The sequence below is a fragment of the Pseudomonas sp. PGPPP4 genome, from assembly GCF_002256045.1.
Taxonomy (GTDB): domain Bacteria; phylum Pseudomonadota; class Gammaproteobacteria; order Pseudomonadales; family Pseudomonadaceae; genus Chryseomonas; species Chryseomonas oryzihabitans.
This window is the reverse complement of the sequence record NZ_NKID01000010.1, coordinates 1-21,906: the sequence shown is the minus strand read 5'-3', so window position 1 is coordinate 21,906 and position 21,906 is coordinate 1. Positions and strand designations below refer to the sequence as shown.

Annotated in this window: 18 protein-coding genes; 11 read left to right on the top strand and 7 right to left on the bottom strand. The window is 66.0% G+C overall.

The window, feature by feature from the left end; translation table 11 throughout:
• Nucleotides 1–91 precede the first annotated feature (91 nt).
• Complete coding sequence (locus CFE50_RS17385) at nt 92–1,219, top strand: PQQ-dependent sugar dehydrogenase (RefSeq protein WP_286736334.1); 1,128 nt, start codon at nt 92–94, stop codon at nt 1,217–1,219.
• A 35-nt stretch (nt 1,220–1,254) separates the two neighbouring features.
• Here the strand turns inward: CFE50_RS17385 and CFE50_RS17380 are convergent, their stop codons facing one another.
• Nucleotides 1,255–1,557, bottom strand: a complete 303-nt coding sequence (locus CFE50_RS17380) for a DUF1883 domain-containing protein (RefSeq protein ID WP_017640573.1) — start codon at nt 1,555–1,557, stop codon at nt 1,255–1,257.
• Nucleotides 1,558–1,642: 85 nt separating this feature from the next.
• Between CFE50_RS17380 and CFE50_RS17375 the strand changes: the two genes are divergently transcribed.
• The 9 genes from CFE50_RS17375 (at nt 1,643) to CFE50_RS17335 (ending at nt 10,921) form a co-directional block, all read left to right on the top strand.
• A complete protein-coding gene (locus CFE50_RS17375) occupies nt 1,643–2,671 on the top strand; it encodes an RNA methyltransferase (protein ID WP_027599440.1) in 1,029 nt (342 codons plus the stop codon).
• Between the two features lie 101 nt (nt 2,672–2,772).
• A complete protein-coding gene (locus tag CFE50_RS17370) occupies nt 2,773–3,177 on the top strand; it encodes a hypothetical protein (protein ID WP_007158404.1) in 405 nt (134 codons plus the stop codon).
• A gap of 49 nt (nt 3,178–3,226) precedes the next feature.
• Nucleotides 3,227–4,249 (top strand): YncE family protein, encoded by a 1,023-nt coding sequence (locus tag CFE50_RS17365; protein ID WP_286736328.1) that lies wholly within the window; start codon nt 3,227–3,229, stop codon nt 4,247–4,249.
• Nucleotides 4,250–4,399: 150 nt separating this feature from the next.
• A complete protein-coding gene (gene efeU, locus CFE50_RS17360) occupies nt 4,400–5,254 on the top strand; it encodes an iron uptake transporter permease EfeU (protein ID WP_027599442.1) in 855 nt (284 codons plus the stop codon).
• The gene (efeO, locus tag CFE50_RS17355; protein ID WP_286736323.1) at nt 5,251–6,450 is read left to right on the top strand and encodes an iron uptake system protein EfeO; all 1,200 of its coding nucleotides are present in this window, start codon (nt 5,251–5,253) and stop codon (nt 6,448–6,450) included. Before efeU ends, efeO (CFE50_RS17355) begins: the two co-directional genes overlap by 4 nt.
• Complete coding sequence (gene efeB / locus CFE50_RS17350; RefSeq protein ID WP_286736321.1) at nt 6,447–7,739, top strand: iron uptake transporter deferrochelatase/peroxidase subunit; 1,293 nt, start codon at nt 6,447–6,449, stop codon at nt 7,737–7,739. The genes efeO (CFE50_RS17355) and efeB overlap by 4 nt, the downstream gene beginning before the upstream one ends.
• Nucleotides 7,740–7,760: 21 nt before the next feature.
• Nucleotides 7,761–8,576 carry an iron uptake system protein EfeO gene (efeO, locus tag CFE50_RS17345; protein ID WP_286736318.1) on the top strand — a complete coding sequence of 272 codons (816 nt, stop codon included), beginning with the start codon at nt 7,761–7,763 and terminating at the stop codon, nt 8,574–8,576.
• A 202-nt stretch (nt 8,577–8,778) separates the two neighbouring features.
• Entirely contained in the window at nt 8,779–10,437 is a 1,659-nt protein-coding gene (locus CFE50_RS17340; protein WP_286736315.1) for a nitrite/sulfite reductase, read from the top strand.
• Nucleotides 10,421–10,921 (top strand): DUF934 domain-containing protein, encoded by a 501-nt coding sequence (locus CFE50_RS17335; protein WP_241809815.1) that lies wholly within the window; start codon nt 10,421–10,423, stop codon nt 10,919–10,921. Before CFE50_RS17340 ends, CFE50_RS17335 begins: the two co-directional genes overlap by 17 nt.
• Nucleotides 10,922–10,982: 61 nt before the next feature.
• On the opposite strand, the gene CFE50_RS17330 is transcribed toward CFE50_RS17335, so the two are convergent.
• Complete coding sequence (locus tag CFE50_RS17330) at nt 10,983–11,975, bottom strand: YhdH/YhfP family quinone oxidoreductase (protein WP_286736312.1); 993 nt, start codon at nt 11,973–11,975, stop codon at nt 10,983–10,985.
• A 50-nt stretch (nt 11,976–12,025) separates the two neighbouring features.
• On the bottom strand, nt 12,026–13,051 hold the full coding sequence (sohB, locus tag CFE50_RS17325; RefSeq protein WP_286736310.1) for a protease SohB: 1,026 nt from the start codon (nt 13,049–13,051) through the stop codon (nt 12,026–12,028).
• A gap of 259 nt (nt 13,052–13,310) precedes the next feature.
• Here sohB and CFE50_RS17320 point away from each other — a divergent pair, with 259 nt between their 5' ends.
• The gene (locus CFE50_RS17320; protein WP_007158414.1) at nt 13,311–13,622 is read left to right on the top strand and encodes an SCP2 sterol-binding domain-containing protein; all 312 of its coding nucleotides are present in this window, start codon (nt 13,311–13,313) and stop codon (nt 13,620–13,622) included.
• Nucleotides 13,623–13,935: 313 nt separating this feature from the next.
• On the opposite strand, the gene CFE50_RS17315 is transcribed toward CFE50_RS17320, so the two are convergent.
• From CFE50_RS17315 to CFE50_RS17300, 4 genes are all read right to left on the bottom strand, one after another.
• Complete coding sequence (locus tag CFE50_RS17315; RefSeq protein ID WP_241809814.1) at nt 13,936–15,417, bottom strand: efflux transporter outer membrane subunit; 1,482 nt, start codon at nt 15,415–15,417, stop codon at nt 13,936–13,938.
• On the bottom strand, nt 15,414–18,524 hold the full coding sequence (locus CFE50_RS17310) for an efflux RND transporter permease subunit (RefSeq protein WP_286736306.1): 3,111 nt from the start codon (nt 18,522–18,524) through the stop codon (nt 15,414–15,416). Before CFE50_RS17310 ends, CFE50_RS17315 begins: the two co-directional genes overlap by 4 nt.
• Nucleotide 18,525: 1 nt before the next feature.
• Entirely contained in the window at nt 18,526–21,606 is a 3,081-nt protein-coding gene (locus CFE50_RS17305; protein WP_286736304.1) for an MdtB/MuxB family multidrug efflux RND transporter permease subunit, read from the bottom strand.
• Nucleotides 21,603–21,906, bottom strand: a 304-nt coding sequence (locus tag CFE50_RS17300; RefSeq protein ID WP_502694712.1) for an efflux RND transporter periplasmic adaptor subunit, incomplete at its 5' end; no start/stop codon positions are given. The genes CFE50_RS17300 and CFE50_RS17305, both read right to left, overlap by 4 nt.

Genomic DNA, 21,906 nt, shown 5'->3' with positions numbered 1-21,906 from the left:
TGGCAGACGCCTCAGGTAACAAAAACGCGGCCCTTTTCGCGGGCGTCCCTACTAGGGTGTAGGGACTTCCATCGACGAGGACCGCGTGCCCATGAAAGGCCTTACCCTAGCCGCCGGCAGTCTCCTGCTCGGTCTCGCCACCCTGAACGCCAGTGCCGCGCCCCAGGCGCTGAGTGAAGCTCAGTGGCCCTTCACCGCCACACCACGGGCCACCCTTGACGCACCCTGGGCCATCGCCTTCCTGCCGGACGGCACCGCCCTGGTCACCGAGAAAGGCGGCGTCCTCAAGCACCTGAACGTGCAGACCGGCAAGGCCCAGGATATCAGCGGAGTACCCAAGGTGGTCGCCGCCGGCCAGGGCGGGCTGGGCGATGTCATCCTGCATCCGCAATACGCCAGCAACGGGCTGATCTACCTCAGCTATGCCGAGGCCGGCGAAGACGGCACCCAGGGGGCGGCGGTCGCCCGGGCCAAGCTGACCCTGAAGGAGGACGGCAGTGGTTCGCTGGGTGATCTCAAGGTCATCTGGCGGCAGACACCCAAGGTCACCGGCAACGGTCACTATGGCCATCGCATGAGATTCGGCCCGGACGGCAAGCTGTGGATCACCTCGGGGGAACGGCAGAAATTCACCCCGGCCCAAGACATGACTGGCAATCTGGGCAAGCTCATCCGCCTCAACGACGATGGCAGCACGCCGGCCGACAACCCCTTCGCCCAGCAGGGCGGCGTCGCGGCCCAGGTCTGGTCGCTGGGCCATCGCAATCCACTGGGTATCGCCTTTGACGCCCAAGGCCGGCTGTGGGAACAGGAAATGGGCCCCCAGGGTGGCGACGAACTGAATCTGATCCAGCGTGGCGGCAACTACGGCTATCCCGAGGTCTCCAATGGCGACCACTATGGCGGCAAGCCGATTCCGGATCATGACACCCGCCCGGAATTCATCCCGCCCAAGATCACCTGGACGCCAGTGATCTCGCCGGCCGGCCTGATGATCTACGCAGGCGACCACTTTCCCGCCTGGAAAGGCAATGCCTTCATCGGCGGGCTGTCGTCCAAGGCGCTGGTGCGGATCGAACTCAAGGGCGAAGAGGCGCGCGAGGTCGAGCGCTATGCCATGGGCACGCGCATCCGCGACGTCGAGGAAGGCCCCAACGGCAGCCTCTGGGTGCTGGAAGACGGTGCCAAGGCGCGACTGCTCGAATTGCAGCCGAAGTAGCGGCAGGAGTCACCCAGGGACGGGTGACCGCCGGCTCAGCGCAGCTCGGAAGGCGAGCGGCGAACGATCTTGATCGAGTGCTTGATCTCGGGCTTGCGGGTCACGCTGATCGGCCGTTTGGTGACGGTGTCCAGGGTGATGTTCCAGAAGCCAGTGCTCGGTACCGTGATGCGCGCCGGAAAGGTGTCGAAGGCGCCACCGTGATAGGTGTGGCGGCCGCCATTCTTGAAGCTGCGGAAATTGGCATCGTTCATCAGGCGGATGTTGCACACCCCCGAACTCTGGATGACGACCAGGTCGCCCTCGTTGAGATGCTCGCGCTGGTGGATGAACTTCATGACGGGTCCTCGTCTTGCAAAGGACTAGGATAGCATCCCTGCCCTGTCCTATTATCGCCGCCCGCCCTCGACCTGCCCTTTTCCCATGCGTATTTCCGATGTCGTCCAGTTGCTCGCCGATGCCGGCGCCAAGCCCAAGCACAGCGCCCGCATCCTGCGCGCCTGGTGCCAGGGGCTGCCCCTGGACACCGGCACCCGGCGCCAGCAGGCGGAAAACTTCCTGCCCCTGGAGGTGCGCCACGCCATTCCGGCGCTGACCGCGCGACTGGAAGGCCTGGCCCGGGTGACCTCGGAGCACCCGGGCGCCGACGGTTCGGCGCGGATGCTGGTGACCCTCGGCGATGGCCAGGCGGTGGAAAGCGTGCTGTTGCCCCGTGATGGACTCTGCGTGTCGTCCCAGGTCGGCTGCGCGGTGGGCTGCGTCTTCTGCATGACCGGCAAGAGCGGCCTCCTGCGTCAGGTGGGCAGCGCCGAAATCGTTGCCCAGGTAGCCCTGGCGCGACGCATCAGGCCGGTCAAGAAGGTGGTCTTCATGGGCATGGGCGAGCCGGCGCACAACCTGGACAACGTGCTGGAAGCCATCGACCTGCTGGGCACGGCCGGTGGCATCGGCCATCGCAACCTGGTGTTTTCCACCGTCGGCGATCCGCGGGTATTCGAGCGACTGCCGCAGCAGGCGGTCAGGCCGGCGCTGGCGCTGTCGCTGCACAGCACCCATGCCGAGCGAAGGGCCCGCTTGCTGCCCAAGGCGCCCCGGTACGAACCCGGCGAGCTGATCGAGCAGGGGGAAGCCTACGCCCGACTGATCGGCTATCCGATCCAGTACCAGTGGACCCTGCTCGCCGGCATCAACGACAGCCAGGACGAGATGGACGAACTGCTGCGGCTGATGAAGGGCAAGTACGGCGTGCTCAACCTGATTCCCTACAACAGCCTGGAAGTGGACGACTACCAGCGGCCCACTGGCGAGCGCATCGTGCAGATCGTTCGCTACCTGCACAGCCGCGGTCTGCTGACCAAGGTGCGCAACTCCGCGGGCCAGGATGTCGATGGCGGTTGTGGCCAGTTGCGGGCACGGGCCGAGGTGCTGCGCCCGGTGCGCGTCAGCGTCTGACCGATCGTCCTGCGACTGGCCCCGCCCATCAGATCTGGCGGAACGCCAGGCCGGGCGGCCTCTCAGAGTGCACTCGCACCATTCAGAGGGAAGCTTTTTCCATGCAGGATCGCATCAAACGCCACGACCCCTTCATCGCCGGTCTGAAGGAACGCCTGCCCGAAGAGCTGCGCGAATCCTTTACCGAGGAGCAGCTGGAAGCCCTCAAGCTGGCCTTCGGCACCCGCAGCTGGGGCAAGCACAGCGTCGATCTGCGCGGTACCGTCAAGTTCTGGCACCGCCGTTACTACTTCGTCTTCCTCGCCGGTCGCAACTACCGTCAACTCTCCCGCCTGGAGCAGGAATTGTCCCTGCTCGGCAAGGCCACGGTGCTGGCGGTGATCCTGCTGGCGTGCGGCCTGGTGGGTCTGCTGCTGCTCTATCTGCTCAAGTCGGCGCTGGGCATCGACATCTTTCCCGACTACTCCTTCGGAGTTTGGACCTGGTTCAAGGGTCTATTCGACTAGCACGGATGCTTGACCCTGGCAGGGAGGCTTGCCCCTCGGGAGACCTCCTATGCCCCACCTGAATCGCCGTCAGACCCTTGGCCTGCTGGCTGCCAGTGCCGCCCTGCCCCTGCTGGGCGGCTATCCGCTCAATGCCTTCGCGGCGGACGACGAATACCTCGCCCTGGTCGAGAAGGAAGCCCCCGGCATCGGCTTCTATCGCCTGGCCGACGGCAAGCGCGTCGGCAGCCTGGAATTGCCCGAGCAACCCCATGAGATCGTCACCGACCGCCAGGGCCGCTATGCCTATGTCGGCCAGTACGGGGTCAAGAGCTGGCAGGCGCCCGGCGAAGGCGGCCATCAGGTCAACGTGATCGATCTCGCCGAGCGCCGGCTGGTGAGAGCCATCGACCTGTCGCCCTATCACCGCCTGCACGGCATGCGCCTGGACGACCAGGGTCGCCTCTATGTGCTGAGCGAAACCGACTCGCTGCTCATCCGCTTCGATCGCCCCGCCACCGCCGAATATCCCAGCCAGATCGTCCCGGTCGGCGGCACCCGCAGCCACTACTTCGTCCTGACCCGTGACGGACGCCGCGCCTACGTTGCCGACACCCTGAGCGGTCTGGTGATCCTGGTCGATGCGCACAATCCTGCCGTGCTGCCGGTGAAAAGGTACCTCGGCCAGGCGCCGGAGGGCTGCTGCCTGAGTCCGGACGAGCGCACCTTCTATGTGCTGGATCGCTTCGCCGGCATCCTCCATGCGCTGGATGCCCGCGACCTGACGCCGATCCGCCAGGTCAAGCTGCGCGGCGAAGCGGTACGGGTAGCCGCCCTGCCCGATGGCCGCCTGCTGGTCTCCAACCTGTCGGACAAGAGCCTCTCGCTGCTGCGGCCCGATACCCTCGCTGAAGTCGCCTATCTGCCCATGGGCAGCGCCGTGCCCGGACTCAACCTCGATCCCCGCGGCGAGCGGCTCTTCGCGGCCCTGGAGGACAACCAGCTGGCGGTGGTCGATCTGCGCAACTGGCGCGAGATCCACCGCTTCTCTACCGGCAAGGCGCCGGATACCGCCGTGGTCTTTCGCGCCTGAGGCTCTGCAATACGGGGATCCGCTGCCAACCAGTCGGCGGATCCGCGAGGTACGAGAATCATCCGCATTTAACAATCCGAATCATTGTGATACAAATCACCGACCTCCGGGCGCCTCTGCGCCCCTTCGCTTCTGTCGGTGATAGCTTTCATGCTCGTTCCCTTTCTGATCATGCTCCGCGAAGGCATCGAAGCGGCGCTCATCGTTGGCATCATCGCCAGCTACCTGCAACGCACCGGTCGCGGCCACTGGATGCCAGCGGTCTGGATCGGCGTCATGCTGGCCGCCGCCCTGTCGCTGTTCGTCGGCGCCGGCCTGCAACTGGCCAGCGCCGAATTCCCGCAGCGTCAGCAGGAGCTGTTCGAAGCGGTGGTCGGTCTGGCGGCCACCGCCATCCTCACCTCCATGGTGTTCTGGATGCGCAAGGCGGCGCGCTCGATCAAGACCGAACTGCACGACTCCCTGGAAAACGCCCTGTCCGCCTCGCGCAACCAGGTCTATGCCCTGATCGGCATGGTCTTCCTGGCGGTCGCTCGCGAAGGCCTGGAAACCGTGTTCTTCCTGCTGGCGATCTTCCAGCAGAGCGCCGGCCCCGGCGCGCCCCTGGGTGCCCTGCTGGGGCTGATCATCGCCATCGCCGTGGGCTATGGCCTCTATACCGGCGGCGTACGACTGAACCTGGGCAAGTTCTTCCGCTTCACCGGCCTGTTCATCCTCTTCGTCGCGGCCGGCCTGTTCACCAACTCGGTCAAGGCGCTGCATGAAGCCGGCCTGTGGAATTCGCTGCAGCAGGTGGTCTTCGACTGGAGCCACGCGCTGCCCGCCGACGGCCCGGTGGGCACGGTGCTGGCCGGCATGTTCGGCTACCAGGACACTCCGACCGTCAGCACCCTGGGCGCCTATCTGCTGTTCCTGGCAGTCACCCTGCCGCTGTTCTTCCGCACCCCGGCGCCGCCCCAGCGTCCTGCCGTGACCACCCCTGCCTCGCTGGAGCGCCCGTCGTGAATCACGCCAACCCCCATCCGCCGAAGCAGGGCTCCCTGGCGCTGCGCCTGGCCGTGATCGGCTCGGCCACCCTACTGATCGCAGCCGCCGCGGCCTTCTACTATGCCTCGCGCGCCGCAGGCGAGCGTCACGCCACCGTGGCCGACGGCGAAATCAAGGTCGACATCCTCGCCAATCGCTGCGAACCCAACGCCCTGCAGGTACCCGCCGGGCCGGCGCGCTTTCGTATCGTCAACCGCTCGGACCGGGCGGTGGAATGGGAGATTCTCGACGGCGTCCTGGTGGTCGAGGAGCGCGAGAACATCGCCCCCGGCCTCAGTCAGGTCATTAATGCCACCCTGGCCCCCGGCGACTACGCCATCACCTGCGGTCTGCTGAGCAATCCGCGAGGCACGCTGAAGGTACTCCCGACCGCCGCCTCGGAAGCCGCCAGCAAGGCCGGTCCGACCTTGACCCAGTTAGTCGGTCCGCTGTCGGAATACCGCGTCTACCTGAATCAGCAGAGCCGCTTGCTGCTGCAGGGTCTCGCCACCCTGCAGCAGGCGCTGACCGCGGGCGATCTGGAGCAGGCACGCTCCGCCTATGCGGCCGCCCGCCTGCCCTACCAGCGCCTGGCGGCGACCGCGCAGCGCTTCGCCGAACTGGACAATCGCCTCAATGCCCGCGCCGACTACTACGAAAAGCGCGAACAGGATCCGGCCTTTGGTGGCTTCCATCGCCTCGAACAGGGCCTCTTCGCTGGCAACAGCACCCAGGGCCTGACAGCGGTCGCCACTCGCCTCGAGCAGGACGCCGCCGCCCTGCGCGACGCCCTGCTCGGCCAGTCGCTGCCGCCCGAACAACTCAGTGGCAATGCCGCGCGCCTGCTGCACAACCTGGCCGGCACCCGGATCTCGGGTGAGGAAGAGCGCTACAGCCAGCTCGTGCTGCCCGGCTTCGCCGCCAATCTGGATGGCACGCGCAAGGTGATCGAGTTGCTGCGTCCGCTGCTCGGCAAGGGTCATCCCGAGCTGCAGCATCGCCTGGATACCCAGGCCGACGCCTTTGCCGCGGCCTTGGGCGATGTCCAGCGTCCCTACTCCACCCTTTCCCCCGACGACCGCCAGCGCATCGCCGCCGCGGCCCAGGCGCTGGCCGATTCCCTCGACCAGGTCGCCCCGGCCCTGGGCCTGGCCGCGACCAAGACCACGCCATGAAGAAGTCCGCTCCCGATCAGCCCAACATCGAACGTCGCCGCCTGCTGGGTGGCCTCGGCGCCGCCAGCGTGGCCCTGGCCGGTGCCGGGCTCTGCCCGATGCACGCCCGGGCGGCCAGCACCGCCGAGGTGACCCGTGCCCCGGGCAGCGCCAATACCCATCAGCGCCAGGCGTTCCTTGGCCTGCACCAGAGCGGCATCGTCACCCCACGGCCGGCAGCCGGAATGATCGTGGCCTTCGATGTGCTGGCCAGCGATCGCGAGGACCTGGAACGCCTGCTGCGGACCCTCGACGAGCGCATCCGCTTTCTCATGCAGGGCGGTCCGGTGCCCGAGGTCGACCCCAAATTGCCACCGCTGGATTCCGGCATCCTCGGCCCGGTGGTGACGCCGGACAATCTCACCATCACCGTCTCGGTGGGCGAGTCCCTTTTCGATGACCGTTTCGGCCTTACCGCGGTCAAGCCGCGACAACTGCAGCGCATGACCGGCTTTCCCAACGACGCCCTGGAAGCGGACTGCTGCCACGGCGATCTCTGCCTGCAATTCTGCGCCAACACCCCGGACACCAACATCCACGCCCTGCGCGACATCGTGAAGAATCTGCCCGACCTGCTGGCGATCCGCTGGAAGCAGGAAGGCAGCGTGCCGGTGCAGGATCCGCCACCCGGTCAGCCCGCCGAGAGCGCGCGCAACTTCCTGGGCTTTCGCGATGGCTCGGCCAACCCCGACTCCACCGACCAGCAGGCGATGGACCGGATCGTCTGGGTCCAGCCCGGCAGCGGCGAGCCGGCCTGGGCGGCCCAGGGCAGCTACCAGGCGGTGCGCATCATTCGCAATTTCGTCGAGCGCTGGGATCGCACCCCGCTGCAGGAGCAGGAAGCCATCTTCGGGCGGCGCAAGGCCAGTGGCGCGCCCATGGCCGGCGGTCACGAAACCGATGTGCCGGACTATGCCAGCGATCCCAAGGGCAAGGTCACGCCGCTGGACGCCCATATCCGCCTGGCCAATCCCCGCACCGCGGAGAGCCAGCGCAACCTGATCCTGCGCCGTCCCTTCAACTACTCCAACGGCGTGCGCAAGAACGGCCAGCTCGACATGGGCCTGCTGTTCATCGCCTACCAGGCCGACCTGGAACAGGGCTTCATCGCCGTGCAGAAGCGGCTGGATGGCGAGCCCCTGGAGGAATACATCAAGCCCATCGGCGGCGGTTACTTCTTCGTCCTGCCGGGGATCACCGATGTCAAGGACTACCTCGGAAGCAGCCTGCTGGCCGCCGCATCGCTTTAACACCTCGACAGGAGAAGTCGAATGAAACGCTCGTTCCTCGCCGTTGCCCTCGGTCTGGCCCTCGCCACGCCGGCCTTCGCGGCCAACTCGCCGCTGGATCTGGTCGGCCCCATCTCCGACTACAAGATCTACGTCACCGACAACCTGGCCAAGCTCACCGAGCAGACCCAGGCCTTCACCGCGGCGGTCAAGCGCGGCGACCTGACCACCGCGCGCACGCTCTATGCGCCGACGCGGGTCTCCTACGAGCAGGTCGAGCCCATCGCCGAGCTGTTCAGCGACCTGGACGCCGCCATCGACTCCCGCGAAGACGACCATGAACAGGGCGTGAAATCCGAGGACTTCACCGGCTTCCATCGTCTGGAGTACGCCCTCTTCACCCAGAACACCACCGAAGGCCAGGCCCCCCTCGCAGACAAGCTGCTGGCCGACGTCAAGGACCTGCAGGCCCGCGTCGACGGCCTGACCTTCCCACCGGAAAAGGTGGTGGGTGGCGCCGCAGCGCTGATGGAGGAAGTGGCGGCGACCAAGGTGTCGGGCGAGGAAGAGCGCTACAGCCACACCGATCTCTACGACTTCCAGGCCAACGTCGATGGCGCCAAGAAGATCGTCGACCTGTTCCGCCCGCAGATCGAGAAGCAGGACCAGGCCTTTGTCGCCAAGGTCGACAAGAACTTCGCCACGGTCGACAAGATCCTGGCCAAGTACAAGACCAAGGACGGCGGCTTCGAGACCTACGACAAGGTCAGCGAGCGTGACCGCAAGGCCCTGGTCGGTCCGGTCAACACCCTGGCCGAAGACCTCTCCACCCTGCGCGGCAAGCTGGGCCTCAACTGAGGCCCGCGGTGGGCGGTGTCCGGCGCCGTCCACCCCACTCCCGCTTATCGCCGGAATAGATTTATATATAAAGAAACATCGCTTTTAAGCATATAGACCTGCTGCTATCGTGCACGGCCTAGAAAAGTCGCCAGAGCGCCCCCGGGGTGCCCAAGACTTCGATCACGCGCAGCCGTGCGCGCCGCCTGACAGCAGGATGACCATGTACGTTTACGATAGGTACGATCAGCGGATCGTCGAAGAACGTGTCGCCCAGTTTCGCGACCAGACCCGCCGCTTCCTGGCCGGAGAGCTGGGTGGCGAAGAATACCGCCCGCTGCGCCTGCAGAACGGTCTCTACATCCAGCGCTATGCACCCATGCTGCGTGTGGCCGTGCCCTACGGCCTGCTGAACACCACTCAGGTGCGCAAGCTGGCGCAGATCGCCCGTGACTACGACAAGGGCTACGCCCACATCAGTACCCGGCAGAACTTCCAGTTCAACTGGCCGGAGCTGGAAGACGTCCCCGAGATCCTCGCCGAGCTGGCCACCGTGCAGATGCACGCCATCCAGACCAGCGGCAACTGCATCCGCAACACCACCACCGACCAGTTCGCCGGCGTGGCCCATGACGAGCTGATCGATCCGCGCCCCTGGTGCGAGATCATCCGCCAGTGGTCGACCTTCCACCCCGAATTCGCCTTCCTGCCGCGCAAGTTCAAGATCGCCGTCAACGGCGCCGCCCTGGATCGCGCGGCCATCGAGGTGCACGACATCGGCCTGGAAGCGGTGCGCAACGAGGCCGGCGAGCTGGGCTTCCGCGTGCTGGTCGGCGGCGGCCAGGGCCGTACCCCCCACACCGGCGAATTCATCCGCGAATTCCTGCCCTGGCAGCACCTGCTCAGCTACCTGGAAGCCACCCTGCGGGTCTACAACCGCTACGGTCGTCGCGACAACAAGTTCAAGGCGCGCATCAAGATCCTGGTCAAGGCCCTGGGCGCCGAGGCCTTCGCCGAAAAGGTCGAGGCCGAATGGGCCCACCTCAAGGACGGTCCCATCACCCTGACCGACGCCGAGGTCGCGCGGGTCTCCGCCTTCTTCGTCGATCCGGCCTATGCCGAGCTGCAGGACCAGGACGAGGCCCTCGCCCGCCTGGACGCCGAGCACCCCGGCTTCGCCCGCTGGCGCCAGCGCAACACCTTCCGCCACAAGCGTCCGGGCTATGTCGCCGTGACCCTGTCGCTCAAGCCCACCGGCGTGGCCCCCGGCGACGTCACCGATCGCCAGCTGGACGCCATGGCCGACCTGGCCGATCGCTACAGCTTCGGCGAGCTGCGCACCTCCCACCAGCAGAACGTCATCTTCGCCGACGTGCGCCAGGATCAGTTGCTGGAGCTCTGGCACGAACTGCGCGAGCACGGCTTCGCCACCCCCAACATCGGCCTGCTGACCGACATGATCTGCTGCCCGGGCGGTGATTTCTGCTCCCTGGCCAACGCCAAGTCGATCCCCATCGCCGAAGCCATCCAGCGCCGCTTCGACGACCTGGACTACCTGTTCGACATCGGCGAACTGGACCTCAACATCTCCGGTTGCATGAACGCCTGCGGCCACCACCACGTCGGCCACATCGGCATCCTCGGCGTGGACAAGAAGGGCGAGGAGTTCTACCAGGTGTCCCTGGGCGGCGACGCCGGCCGTGACGCCACCCTGGCCAAGATCCTCGGCCCCTCCTTCGCCCAGGACCAGATGCCCGAGGTGATCGGCAAGCTGATCAACGTCTACGTCGAGCAACGCACCGAAGACGAGCGCTTCATCGACACCTACCGCCGTATCGGTATCGACCCCTTCAAGGAGCGCGTCTATGCAAAGAATCATTAAGGGCGACCAGCTGGTCACCGACAACTGGCACCTGCTGCCCAAGGACGTCGCCTTCGCAGACGTTCCCAACAGCGACGACGTGATTATCCCGGCCGCCCTGTGGCTGGAGCACGGCCATGCCCTCACCTGCCGCGACGGCAAGCTGGGCATCTGGCTGGACAGCGACGAAGAGCCGGAAAGCATCGCTGGCGACCTTGAGCACTTCGCCCTGATCGCCATCAACTTCCCGGCCTTCGTCGATGGTCGCGGCTACTCCTATGCCCGGCTGCTGCGCGAGCGCTTCGGCTGGACCGGCGAGCTGCGCGCCATCGGCGACGTGCTGCAGGACCAGCTGTTCTTTCTCAAGCGTTGCGGCTTCGACGCCTATGTGGTCCGCGCCGACCGCGATCCGGAAGCGGCCCTGGCCGGTCTGCGCGACTTCAGCGTGACCTATCAGGGCGCGGTCGACCAACCGGAGCCGCTATTCCGCCGTCGCCAGGCCTGATCGCTGGCTTCGACGCAAAAAGAAACCCGCCATGGCGGGTTTCTTTTTGCCTGGCCTTCGCTCAACCGAGATCGACCACCACGCGGCCCACCATCCTGCCGGCGAGGATCTGGCTGATGGTATCGGGCAGTTCTTCCAGGCCGACCTCGCGGGTCAGGCTGTCCAGGTCGTCCAGCTTCCACTGCACGGAAAGCTTGTCCCAGAGCGCGGCCTTGGCCATCAGCGGCAATTCGACGGAATCCACGCCCAGCAGATTCACCCCGCGCAGGATGAAGGGAAAGACCCCGGCTTCGAACTTGGTGCCGGCGGTCATGCCGCAGCAGGCCACGCTGCCGCCGTATTCCAGCGACTTGATGACGTTGTAGAGGATATCGCCGCCGACGGTATCCACCGCGCCGGCCCACTGCTGATCCAGCAGCGGCTTGCCGACGCCATCGGCCAGGGTCGCACGGTCGAGGATCTGCCGGGCGCCCAGGCGATGCAGCCACTCCGCGCGCTCCAGCTTGGCGGTGGACGCCGCCACGTGATAGCCGAGCCGCGCCAGCAGCTTGACCGCCAGGCTGCCCACGCCGCCGCTGGCACCGGTGACCAGCACGGTGCCGGCCTCCGGGGTCAGGCCCATCTGTTCCAGTTTCTCGACGCACAGCGCCGCGGTGAGACCCGCGGTACCCAGCACCATGGCCTCGCGCAGGCCGAGATTGTCCGGGCGCCGGATCACCCAGGCGGCCGGCACCCGGATGTACTGGCCGAAGCCGCCGGGGGTGTTCATGCCGAGGTCATAGCCGGTGACGAGGACTTCGTCGCCAACGGCGAATTCGCCCGCGCTGGACTGCTCCACCACGCCCGCCGCATCGATCCCCGGGGTATGGGGATAGCGCCGGGTCACGCCGCGGTTGCCGATGGCCGAGAGCGCGTCCTTGTAGTTGAGCGAGGAGTAGCGCACCCGGATCAGCACCTCGCCCGCGGGCAGGTCGTCCAGGCTGCGTGTCACCGCTTCTTGCCGAAAAGCACCATGGGCCCCTTCGGTTACCCAGAGCGCCTGAAAATTGCTCATCGCAGAACCTCCGTTGGAGTCTTGTTATGGGGCCGCCCGTCCTATGGACCTCAGCGCCAGCGGGTCGACTCGCCCAGACGCTCCCACCAGGTGGTCACCAGACGATCGATACCGAGGCTCGCCGCCATGCCCAGGCGTTCGGGCAGGGATTTCTTCTCGACGAAGCGCAGCGAAAAGACTTCGACCACCTGGGCCCGTTCGGCCAGGTATTCGTCGCTGGTACGCAGTTCGTCCACCAGTTGCTTGCCCAGCGCGGCCTGGCCCAGCCAGACCTCACCGGTGGCGACCTCGTCGATGTTGAGCTGCGGCCGGTAGTGGGCAACGAAGTTCTTGAACAGGACGTGGGTGGTGTCCAGGTCGTGCTGGAATTTCTCCTTGCCCTTCTCGTCGTTCTCGCCGAATACGGTGACGGTGCGCTTGTACTCGCCCGCAGTGAAGACCTCGAAGTCCACGTCGTGCTTCTTCAGCAGGCGATGGACGTTGGGCAACTGGGCGACCACGCCAATGGAACCGAGGATGGCGAAGGGCGCGCAGAGGATGCGATCGCCGATGCAGGCCATCATGTAGCCGCCGCTGGCCGCCACCTTGTCGACACAGATGGTCAGGGGGATCCCGGCCTGGCGGATACGCGCCAGCTGCGAGGCGGCCAGGCCATAGCTGTGCACCAGGCCACCGCCGCTTTCCAGCCGTACCACCACCTCGTCCTTGGGCGTCGCCAGGGTCAGGACCGCGGTGATCTCGTTGCGCAGGTGTTCGTTGGCCGTGGCCTTGATGTCGCCATGGAAGTCGAGCACATAGACCCGCGACTTGCCGGTCTCGCTCTTGCGCTTGGTCTTTTCGGCCTTGGTCTCGCGCTTGCGCAGGGCCTTGAAGGCCTCCTTGCCCAGCACGCTCTGCTGCAACCTCAGCCGCAGATCGCGATAGAAGTCGTTGAGCTTCTGTACCTGCAGCTGGCCGGCCGAGCTGCGCCGGTTGCGGCCGCGAACGGCGGCGGTGAACAGCAGCACGGCGATGATGGCGACCACCACGGTGACGGTTTTGGCCAGGAAACTGGCATAGTCGGCAAGAAACTCCACGGACTCTCCTAGGATGGCGGCAGCAGTGCCCTGCCCAGCATACCGAGTCGCCCGACCGATAGAAACTCGGCGACTCCCGGGCGGTCTTTCTGCACAGGCCGGCCTTGGGCCGTGATCCGGCCGGGCATGCGCCCGCGCCTTTCAAACAAGCGTATGAATATCCGTTGACAGGCCTCCTGTCGCCCCCTACCCTCGGTCGAGTGCCCTGCCCCTCCGCCTGGAGTGGGCCTCATCGAAAAAGACCACAAGGACCCTCGCCATGAGCGCAGCCGAAGCCATCGCCACCCTGAAGAGCAAGTTCGACCCCTCCGCCGCGGCCGGCCTGGACCTCACCTATCAATTCGACGTCGAGGGTGGTGACAACTACTACGTGGTCGTCAAGGACGGCACCTGCGACGTCCAGCAGGGCGACGCCGCCGACCCGGATTGCACCCTGATCATGGACCAGGCCACCCTGGCCGGTATCGTCAGCGGCGAAACCGACGGCATGCAGGCCTTCATGTCCGGCAAGCTGCGCGTCGAAGGCAACATGATGCTGAGCATGAAGCTGGGCGAGCTCTTCCCCAACTAAGCGCCAGTCGTGAAAAAGCCGGGCCATCGCCCGGCTTTTTTGTGCCTGGAATCAGGTCTGCCGCAGCGGCGCGAACGGTGTGACGTCGCCATCCCAGTATCGTAGCGTGGAAAACGGCGCAGCCTTTTCCACTGGAGACTTCGCGGCAAAGGCCCCCTCACCCCAGCCTTCTCCCGCGGGGATAGGGGACTATCCGCGCAGGCGTTCAACTCCATCTGCTCCGGCACACCCGCGATCGACTGTCGTGCCTCGACCGCTAGCGCGCCCGCAGCCTCGACAATCCTGAATCTGCGCGGCTTTTTCCTGCTCAGGATCAGGGCCGCCGTGGCGGTGCGGGCGGCGTGAGATTGCCATCCCAGCCACCGCCGAGCGCGGCGATCAGCTGGACGCTGGTGCTGAGGCGACTACCCAGCAGGGTCAGGTTGGTGCGTTCGTTGCTCAGGGCGGTGGTCTGCAGGGTGACCACGTCGAGATAGCCGATCAGGCCGGCCTGGTACTGGTTTTCGGCCAGTTGCAGGGCGCGGCGCGCGGCATCCAGCGCCTCCTGGCGCACGCCGGCTTCGTCGCCGTAGGTGCGCAGCTGCACCAGATAGTCTTCCACCTCGCGGAAGCCCGCGAGCACGGTCTGGCGATAACCGGCGACGCTGGCGTCGTAGCTGGCCTCGGCGGACTCCACCTGAGCGCGTCTCAGGCCGCCATCGAACAGCGACAGGGCAAAGGACGGCCCGATCGACCAGAAGCGATTCGGCGTGCTGATCAGGTTGCCCCACTGGCTGGCGCTGTAGCCACCGCTGGCGCTCAGGGTCAGGTCGGGATAATAGGCGGCTTCGGCGACGCCGATGGCGGCATTGGCGGCCATGACCTGGCGCTCGGCCTGGGCGATGTCCGGGCGACGTTCGAGCAGCGTCGAGGGTACGGCGCTCGGCAGCGGCGGCAACTCGGGAATCGTCTTGACCGCGGCCAGCTGGAAATTGGCCGGGACTTCGCCAACCAGCACCGCGATGGCGTTTTCCAGCTGGGCACGCTGATACCTGAGGTCGATGGCGTCGGCCTGGGTGCTCTTCAGCTGGGTGGTGGCCTGGGCCACATCCGCCGGGGTGACGATGCCGGCGCGGTACTGGTTCTGGGTCAGGCGCAGGGATCGCTCGTAGGCGGCCACGGTGGCGTCGAGCAGGCGCTGCTGGGCGTCCAGTACGCGCAGTTGCAGGTAGTTGGTCGCCAGTTGCGTCTGCAGGCTCAGGCGGGTGGCCGCGAGCTCCGCGGCGCTGGCCTGGGCAGAGGCCCGATCCGCCTCCACCTGGCGCCGCACGCGGCCCCAGAGATCCAGCTCCCAGCTCACCCCCAGGCTGGCGTCGTAGGCGTTGCTGATGGTGCTGGAGCCACCGCTGCTGAAGGTGCTGCTGGTGCCATTGGAGTTGCGGATGACGGTGTTGCTGCCCGAACCACCCCCGCGTCCGGAGCGAGTGGCGCCCAGGCTGCTGGACAGGGTCGGGAACAGCGACGCCCGGGCCTGGCTGACCAGGGCCAGCGACTGCCGATAGCTGGCCTCGGCCTGGGCCAGGCTCTGGTTGCGCTGGTTGAGCTGGACCATCAGGCGGTCGAGGGTCGGATCGTCATAGCGCCGCCACCAGTCACCGCGGATCTCCAGGTCCTTGGGCGCGGCCGCCTGCCAGCCTTCGGCGTGGCGATAGGCGACCGGCACCGTGGTGGTCGGCCGCTGGTAGTCCGGGCCCAGGGTACAGCCGGCCAGCAGCAGAGCCAGGGTCAGCGTCGGCAGGCGCAGGGTTGGGGTCATAGCGGCGTATCCAGGGCAGCGTCGGTACGGATGCCGCGCCAGCGATTGACGCGGCGGCGCAGGCGTTCGAAATAGAGATAGACCACCGGGGTGGTGTAGAGCGTGAGGATCTGGCTCAGTACCAGGCCGCCGACGATCACCAGGCCCAGCGGCTGGCGCATCTCGGCGCCTTCGGTATTGCCGATCAATAGCGGTACGGCACCAAGGATGGCGGCCATGGTGGTCATGAGGATGGGCCGCAGGCGCAGCAGGCAGGCCTGGCGGATGCCTTCCTCGGGCGTCAGGCCCTGCTGGCGCTCCAGCTGCAGCGCCAGGTCCACCATCATGATGGCGTTCTTTTTCACCACCCCGATCAGCAGGAACAGCCCGAGCATGGAGATCAGGCTGAACTGGCCACCGGTGAGCTGGATGGCCAGCAAGGCCCCTACCCCAGCCGACGGCAGCGTGGAGAGGATGGTCAGGGGATGCACGTAGCTCTCGTAGAGCACGCCGAGCACGATGTAGACCAGCACCAGGGCACCGAGGATCATCAGCGGTTGCCCGGACACGGTGCTGGCGAAGATGTTGGCGGAGCCACCCAGGCGCCCCTGGACATCGCTGGGCAGGCCGATGGCGGCCACGGCGCGCTGCACCGCCCGGGTCGCCTGCTCCAGGCTGACGTCAGGGGCCAGGTCGAAGTTGATGCTTTCCGAGGCGAACTGGCCGTCGTGGGTGACGCGGTCCTCGGCGAGGCTGTTGGTGTAGTAGGCGAAGGCCGACAGCGGCACCTGGGCGCCGCTGCCGGTAATGACCCGCACCTGCTCGAGGACGGTCGGGTCCTGGGCATAGCGCGGATTGATCTCCATCACCACCTTGTACTGGTTGAGCGGCTCGTAGATGGTCGAGATCTGCCGCTGGGCGAAGGAGTTGTTGAGTACCGCGGCCACGGTCTCCATGTCCACGCCGAGGCGCTTAGCCTTCTCGCGGTCGATCTGCAGGGTGATCTGCTGGGTGCTGCCTTCGCGGCCGTCCACCGCGGTCAGCTCCGGCAGCGCCTTGAGGGCGGCCAGGACCCTGGGTTGCCAGGCTTCCAGCAGGTCGACGTCGCCGGACAGCAGGTTGTACTCGTAGGACGAGGTGCTCTGCTGGCGCCCGCCGAATCTCAGGTCCTGGTCGGCCATGAGGAACAGCTGGGCGCCCGGCACCTTGGGCGCATTGGCGCGGATGCGCTCGATGACCTTCTGGGCATCGAGCTGGCGCTCGGCGATGGGCTTGAGGCGAATCAGCATCACCGCGTTGTTCACCCCGCTGCCGGAGCCGGAGCTGCCGACGAAGCCGGAGGCGCTGGCCACCGCCGGATCGGCCAGCAGCGACTTGCGCAGGATCTCGATCTTCGGCTGCATCACCTGGAACGACAGCGCATTGTCGCCGCGAATGAAACCGATCAGCTGGCCGGTGTCCTGCTGCGGCATGAAGGTCTTGGGCACCACCACATAGAGCGCCACGTTGAGCGCTATGGTGGCGAACAGACTGAGCAGGGTCAGGCGTCGATGGCGCAGCGCCCAGCCGAGGCTGCGGTCGTAACCCGCCACCAGGCGACGATGGGCGCGCTCGCTGAAGCGCTGCAGGCGGCTTTCGGTGGCCGGATCATGGGGCCTGAGCCAGCGTGCGCAGAGCATGGGCGTCAGCGTCAGGGACACCACCAGCGACACCAGGATGGCCGCCGCCAGGGTCAGGGAGAATTCGCGGAACAGCTTCTCGACGATACCGCCGATGAAGAGGATGGCGACGAAGACCGCCACCAGGGAGACGTTCATCGACAGCAGGGTGAAGCCGACCTCGCGGGTCCCCTGGTAGGCCGCCTTGAGCGGCGCCATGCCGTTGTCGATGTGGCGGGCGATGTTTTCCAGTACCACGATGGCATCGTCCACCACCAGCCCCGCTGCCAGGATCAAGGCCATCAGCGACAGGGTGTTGAGCGAGAAGCCCAGGATGTACATGACCGCGAAGGTCCCCACCAGGGAGATGGGTACCGCCAGGGCCGGAATCACCGCGCTGCGCAGCCGACCGAGGAACAGCCAGACCACGCCGATCACCAGGAAGACGGCGATGATCAGGGTCAGCTCGGCCTCGTGCAGGGTCGCCTTGATCACCCCGGATCTGTCCATGGCCACTTCCAGGCGGGCACTGGCCGGGACGATGGCTTCCAGCGCCGGCAGGCGCGCCTTGAGCGCGGCGATGGTCTCGATGATGTTGGCGTTGGCCTGGCGATTGACCACCAGCAGCACCGCGCTCTGGTCGTTGTAGAAGCCGGCGTTGTAGCGGTCTTCCACGGCGTCGCTGACCTTGGCGACATCGCGCAGGCGCAAGGCCGCGCCATCCTGGTAGCGGATGACCAGGGGCGCGTAGTCGGCCGCCTTGAACAACTGGTCGTTGGCCTGGATCTGCCAGTTGTGCTCGTCATTGGCCACCGCGCCCTTAGGCCGGCGCTGGTTGGCGCTGTTGATGGCGGTGCGGACGTCGTCCAGCGCCAGGCCATAGTGCTCCAGCTGGCGCGGTTCCAGCTCGACGCGCACCGCCGGCAGCGAGCTGCCACCGATCTGCACCTCGCCCACGCCGTTGACCTGGGACAGGCTCTGCGCCAGCACCGTGGACGCCAGGTCGTAGAGCTCGCCCTTGCTCAGCGTCTTGGAGGTCAGGGAGAACACCATGATGGGTGCCTGGGACGGATTGACCTTGCGATAGCGCGGCATCTGGCGCATGCCGCTGGGCAAGAGGTTGCGCGAGGCGTTGATGGCCGCCTGCACCTCGCGGGCGGCGGTGTTGACGTCCTTGTCCAGATCGAACTGGATGATGATCTGGGTCGAGCCCTGGCTGCTGCGGCTGGTCATGGAGCTGATGCCGGCGATGGTGCCCAGGGAACGCTCCAGCGGCGTGGCGACGCTGGAGGCCATCACCTGGGGACTGGCGCCGGACAGGGTCGCCGAGACCGTGATGGTGGGAAAGTCCATTTGCGGCAGGGGCGCCACTGGCAACAGCCGGAAGGCGATGGCGCCAAGCAGCAGCAGCGCCAGACTCAGCAGCAGGGTCGCGACCGGCCGGGCGATGAAGGGCGCCGAAAGATTCACCTCAGGCCGTCCTGCGCCGACCCAGGCGCTCGCCCAGGCTGTCGAAGGCCAGGTAGATCACCGGGGTGGTGAACAGCGTCAGCACCTGGCTGACCAGCAGGCCGCCGACCATCACCAGGCCCAGCGGCTGGCGCAACTCGGCGCCGGCGCCGGTGGCCAGCATCAGCGGCACCGCGCCGAACAGCGCCGCCAGGGTGGTCATGAGGATCGGTCGGAATCTCAGCAGCGCCGCCTGGTAGATGGCCTCCTCCGGCTTCAACCCCTGGTGCCGTTCGGCGTCGAGGGCGAAGTCGATCATCATGATGGCGTTCTTCTTGACGATGCCGATCAGCAGGATGATGCCGATCACCGCCACCATGCCCAGCTCCTGCCCCGCCAGCATCAAGGCCAGCAAGGCGCCGACCCCGGCCGAGGGCAAGGTCGAAAGGATGGTGATCGGGTGGATAAAGCTCTCGTAGAGAATGCCCAGGACGATGTACATGGTCACGATCGCCGCCAGGATCAGCAGCAAGGTGTTGCTCAGCGAGGCCTCGAAGGCCAGGGCTGCGCCGCGAAAGCGCGATTGCATGCTCGGCGGCAACTGCAGCTCATCCTGCACCGCACGGATAGCGCTAACCGCCTCACTCAACGAGGTGTCCGGCGCCAGGTTGAACGACAAGGTGGCAGCCGGGAACTGGTCGCTGTGGTTGATCGCCAGCAGGGTCGAGCGTTGTTCGACCTTGGCCAAGGTCGACAGGCGCACCTGGCTGCCGTCCGTGCTCGGCACATACAGCTGCTCCAGCGACTGCGGGCCGAGCTGGAACGGCGCTGCCACTTCCAGCACCACCCGGTACTGGCTGGACTGGGTAAATATGGTCGATATCAGCCGTTGGCCGAAGGCGGTGTACAGCGCGCTGTCGATGCTCGCCAGGCTCACACCGAGGCGCGCGGCCTGGTCGCGGTCGATCTGCAGGTAGGCTTGCAGGCCCTGATCCTGCAGGTCGCTGGCCACATCGGCAAGCTCGGGCAACTGCTGCAGGCGCTCCAGCAGTTTTGGCGCCCAGACCCGCAAGGTGTCCATATCCGGGTCTTGCAGGCTGAGCTGGTACTGGGTGCGGGTGATGCGGTCTTCCAGGCTGAGGTCCTGCACGGCCTGCAAATACAGGCGACTGCCGGGCAACTGGGCAACTTGCGGCTGCAGGCGACGGATCACCTCCTGGGCCGAAACATCGCGTTCTTTATGGGGCTTGAGGTTGATCAGCAGCCGCCCGGTGTTGAGCGTCGGGTTGCTACCATCCACGCCAATAAACGACGACAAGCTGGCCACCGCCGGGTCGCGCAGCACTAGGTCGGCTAGTTGCTGCTGGCGCTCGGCCATTGCGGCGAAGGAGATCGACTGCGGGCCCTCGCTGATGCCCTGAATCACCCCTGTGTCCTGCTCAGGGAACAAGCCCTTGGGCATCAGCATGTACAGCAACACGGTGAGTGCCAGGGTGGCCACGGCCACCCACAGGGTCAAGGTCTGATGGCGCAACACCACCTGCAGAGCACCGGCATAGCGGGCGATCATGGCCTCGATAAACTGCCCGGCGCGACGGGCAAACCGGCCCTGTTCGGCTTCCGGTTGATGACGCAGCAGCTTGGCGCAGAGCATCGGCGTCAGGGTCAGGGACACCACTGCAGAAATCAGGATGGCGACCGCCAGGGTGATGGCGAATTCGCGGAACAGCCGCCCCGCGACATCGCTCATAAACAGCAGCGGAATCAGCACGGCGATCAGCGAGAAGGTCAGGGAAATGATGGTAAAGCCGATCTGCCGCGAACCTTTAAGGGCGGCGGTCAGTGGTGAGTCACCCTCCTCCAGGTAACGGGCAATGTTTTCCAGCATGACAATGGCGTCGTCGACCACAAAGCCGGTGGCGATGGTCAGTGCCATCAGCGTCAGGTTGTTAATCGAGAAGCCTGCCAGGTACATCACCCCGAAGGTGCCGATCAGCGACAACGGCACCGCCAGACTGGGGATCAGGGTGGCGCGGGCATTGCGCAGGAACAGGAAGGTGACCATCACCACCAGGGAAATCGACAGCATTAGCTCGAATTTCACATCGCGAATGGCGCTGCTGATGCTGGTGGTGCGGTCGGTCAGAACCTGCACTTGCAGGTTGCCCGGCAGGCTCTCCTGCAACTGCGGCAGCAAGGCATTGATGCGCTCGACCACGGCCAGCACGTTGGCGCCCGGCTGGCGCTGGATATTGAGGATCACCGCTGGGGTGCGGTTGGCCCAGGCGGCCAGTCGCACGTTCTCGGCATCGTTATCAACGCTAGCGACATCCTGCACCCGTACCGGCGCGCCGTTAACGTAGGCGATGATCAGTTGGCGATAGTCTTCGGGGCTTTCCAGTTGGTCATTGGCGTCCAGGCTGGAAGCGCGCTTGGGGCCGTCGAAGCTGCCCTTGGGGGCATTCATGTTGTTGCGCGTCACCGCGCTGCGCAGGTCTTCCAGGCTCAGGTTGTGGGCCGCCAGGGCCACCGGATTAGCGCGAATACGCACGGCCGGGCGCTGGCCGCCGCCAATGCTGACCAGGCCGACGCCGGAGATCTGCGAGATTTTCTGTGCCATACGCGTGTCGACCAGATCCTGAATCTTCGCCAGCGGCAGGCTGTCGGAGAGAATCGCCAGGCTCATGATCGGTGCATCGGCGGGGTTGACCTTGCTGAACACCGGCGGTGTCGGCAAGTCATTGGGCAACAGGCTGGAGGCGACGTTGATCGCCGCCTGCACGTCCTGTTCAGCCACATCGAGATCGGTGGTCAGGTTGAAGCGCAGGGTCAACAGCGAGGCGCCGCCAGAGCTGCTGGAACTCATTTCGGTGAGGCCAGCAATCTGGCCGAACTGGCTTTCCAGCGGTGCAGTCACCGATGAGGTAATGATTTCCGGGCTGGCGCCGGGGTACAGAGTGACCACTTGAATGGTCGGGTAATCGACTTCCGGCAGGGCCGCCACCGGCAATACCCGATAAGCGATCAAGCCGGACAGCAGGATGGCGATCATCAACAGCGTGGTGGCAACCGGGCGCAGCACAAACAGGCGTGACGGGTTCATGCCCCCGCTCCGCTGGCGTTTTTAGTCTCTACAGGTTTGGCGGGGGGCTTGGCGGCGGCTTTGTCGCTATCAGACCCGGCCACCTTTACCTGCATGCCATCACGCAAACGGTCGCCACCTTCAGTCACCACCCGCTCACCGGCCTCCAGCCCCGTGAGCACCTGCAGGCGCTCCTCGGCCGTGACACCGAGGGTCACGGTGCGCATGCTCACCCGATTGTCAGCATCCAGCACATAGACAAACACGCCCTGACTGCCGCGCTGCACGGCGTTGGCGGGGATCACCAACACCTGTGACAAA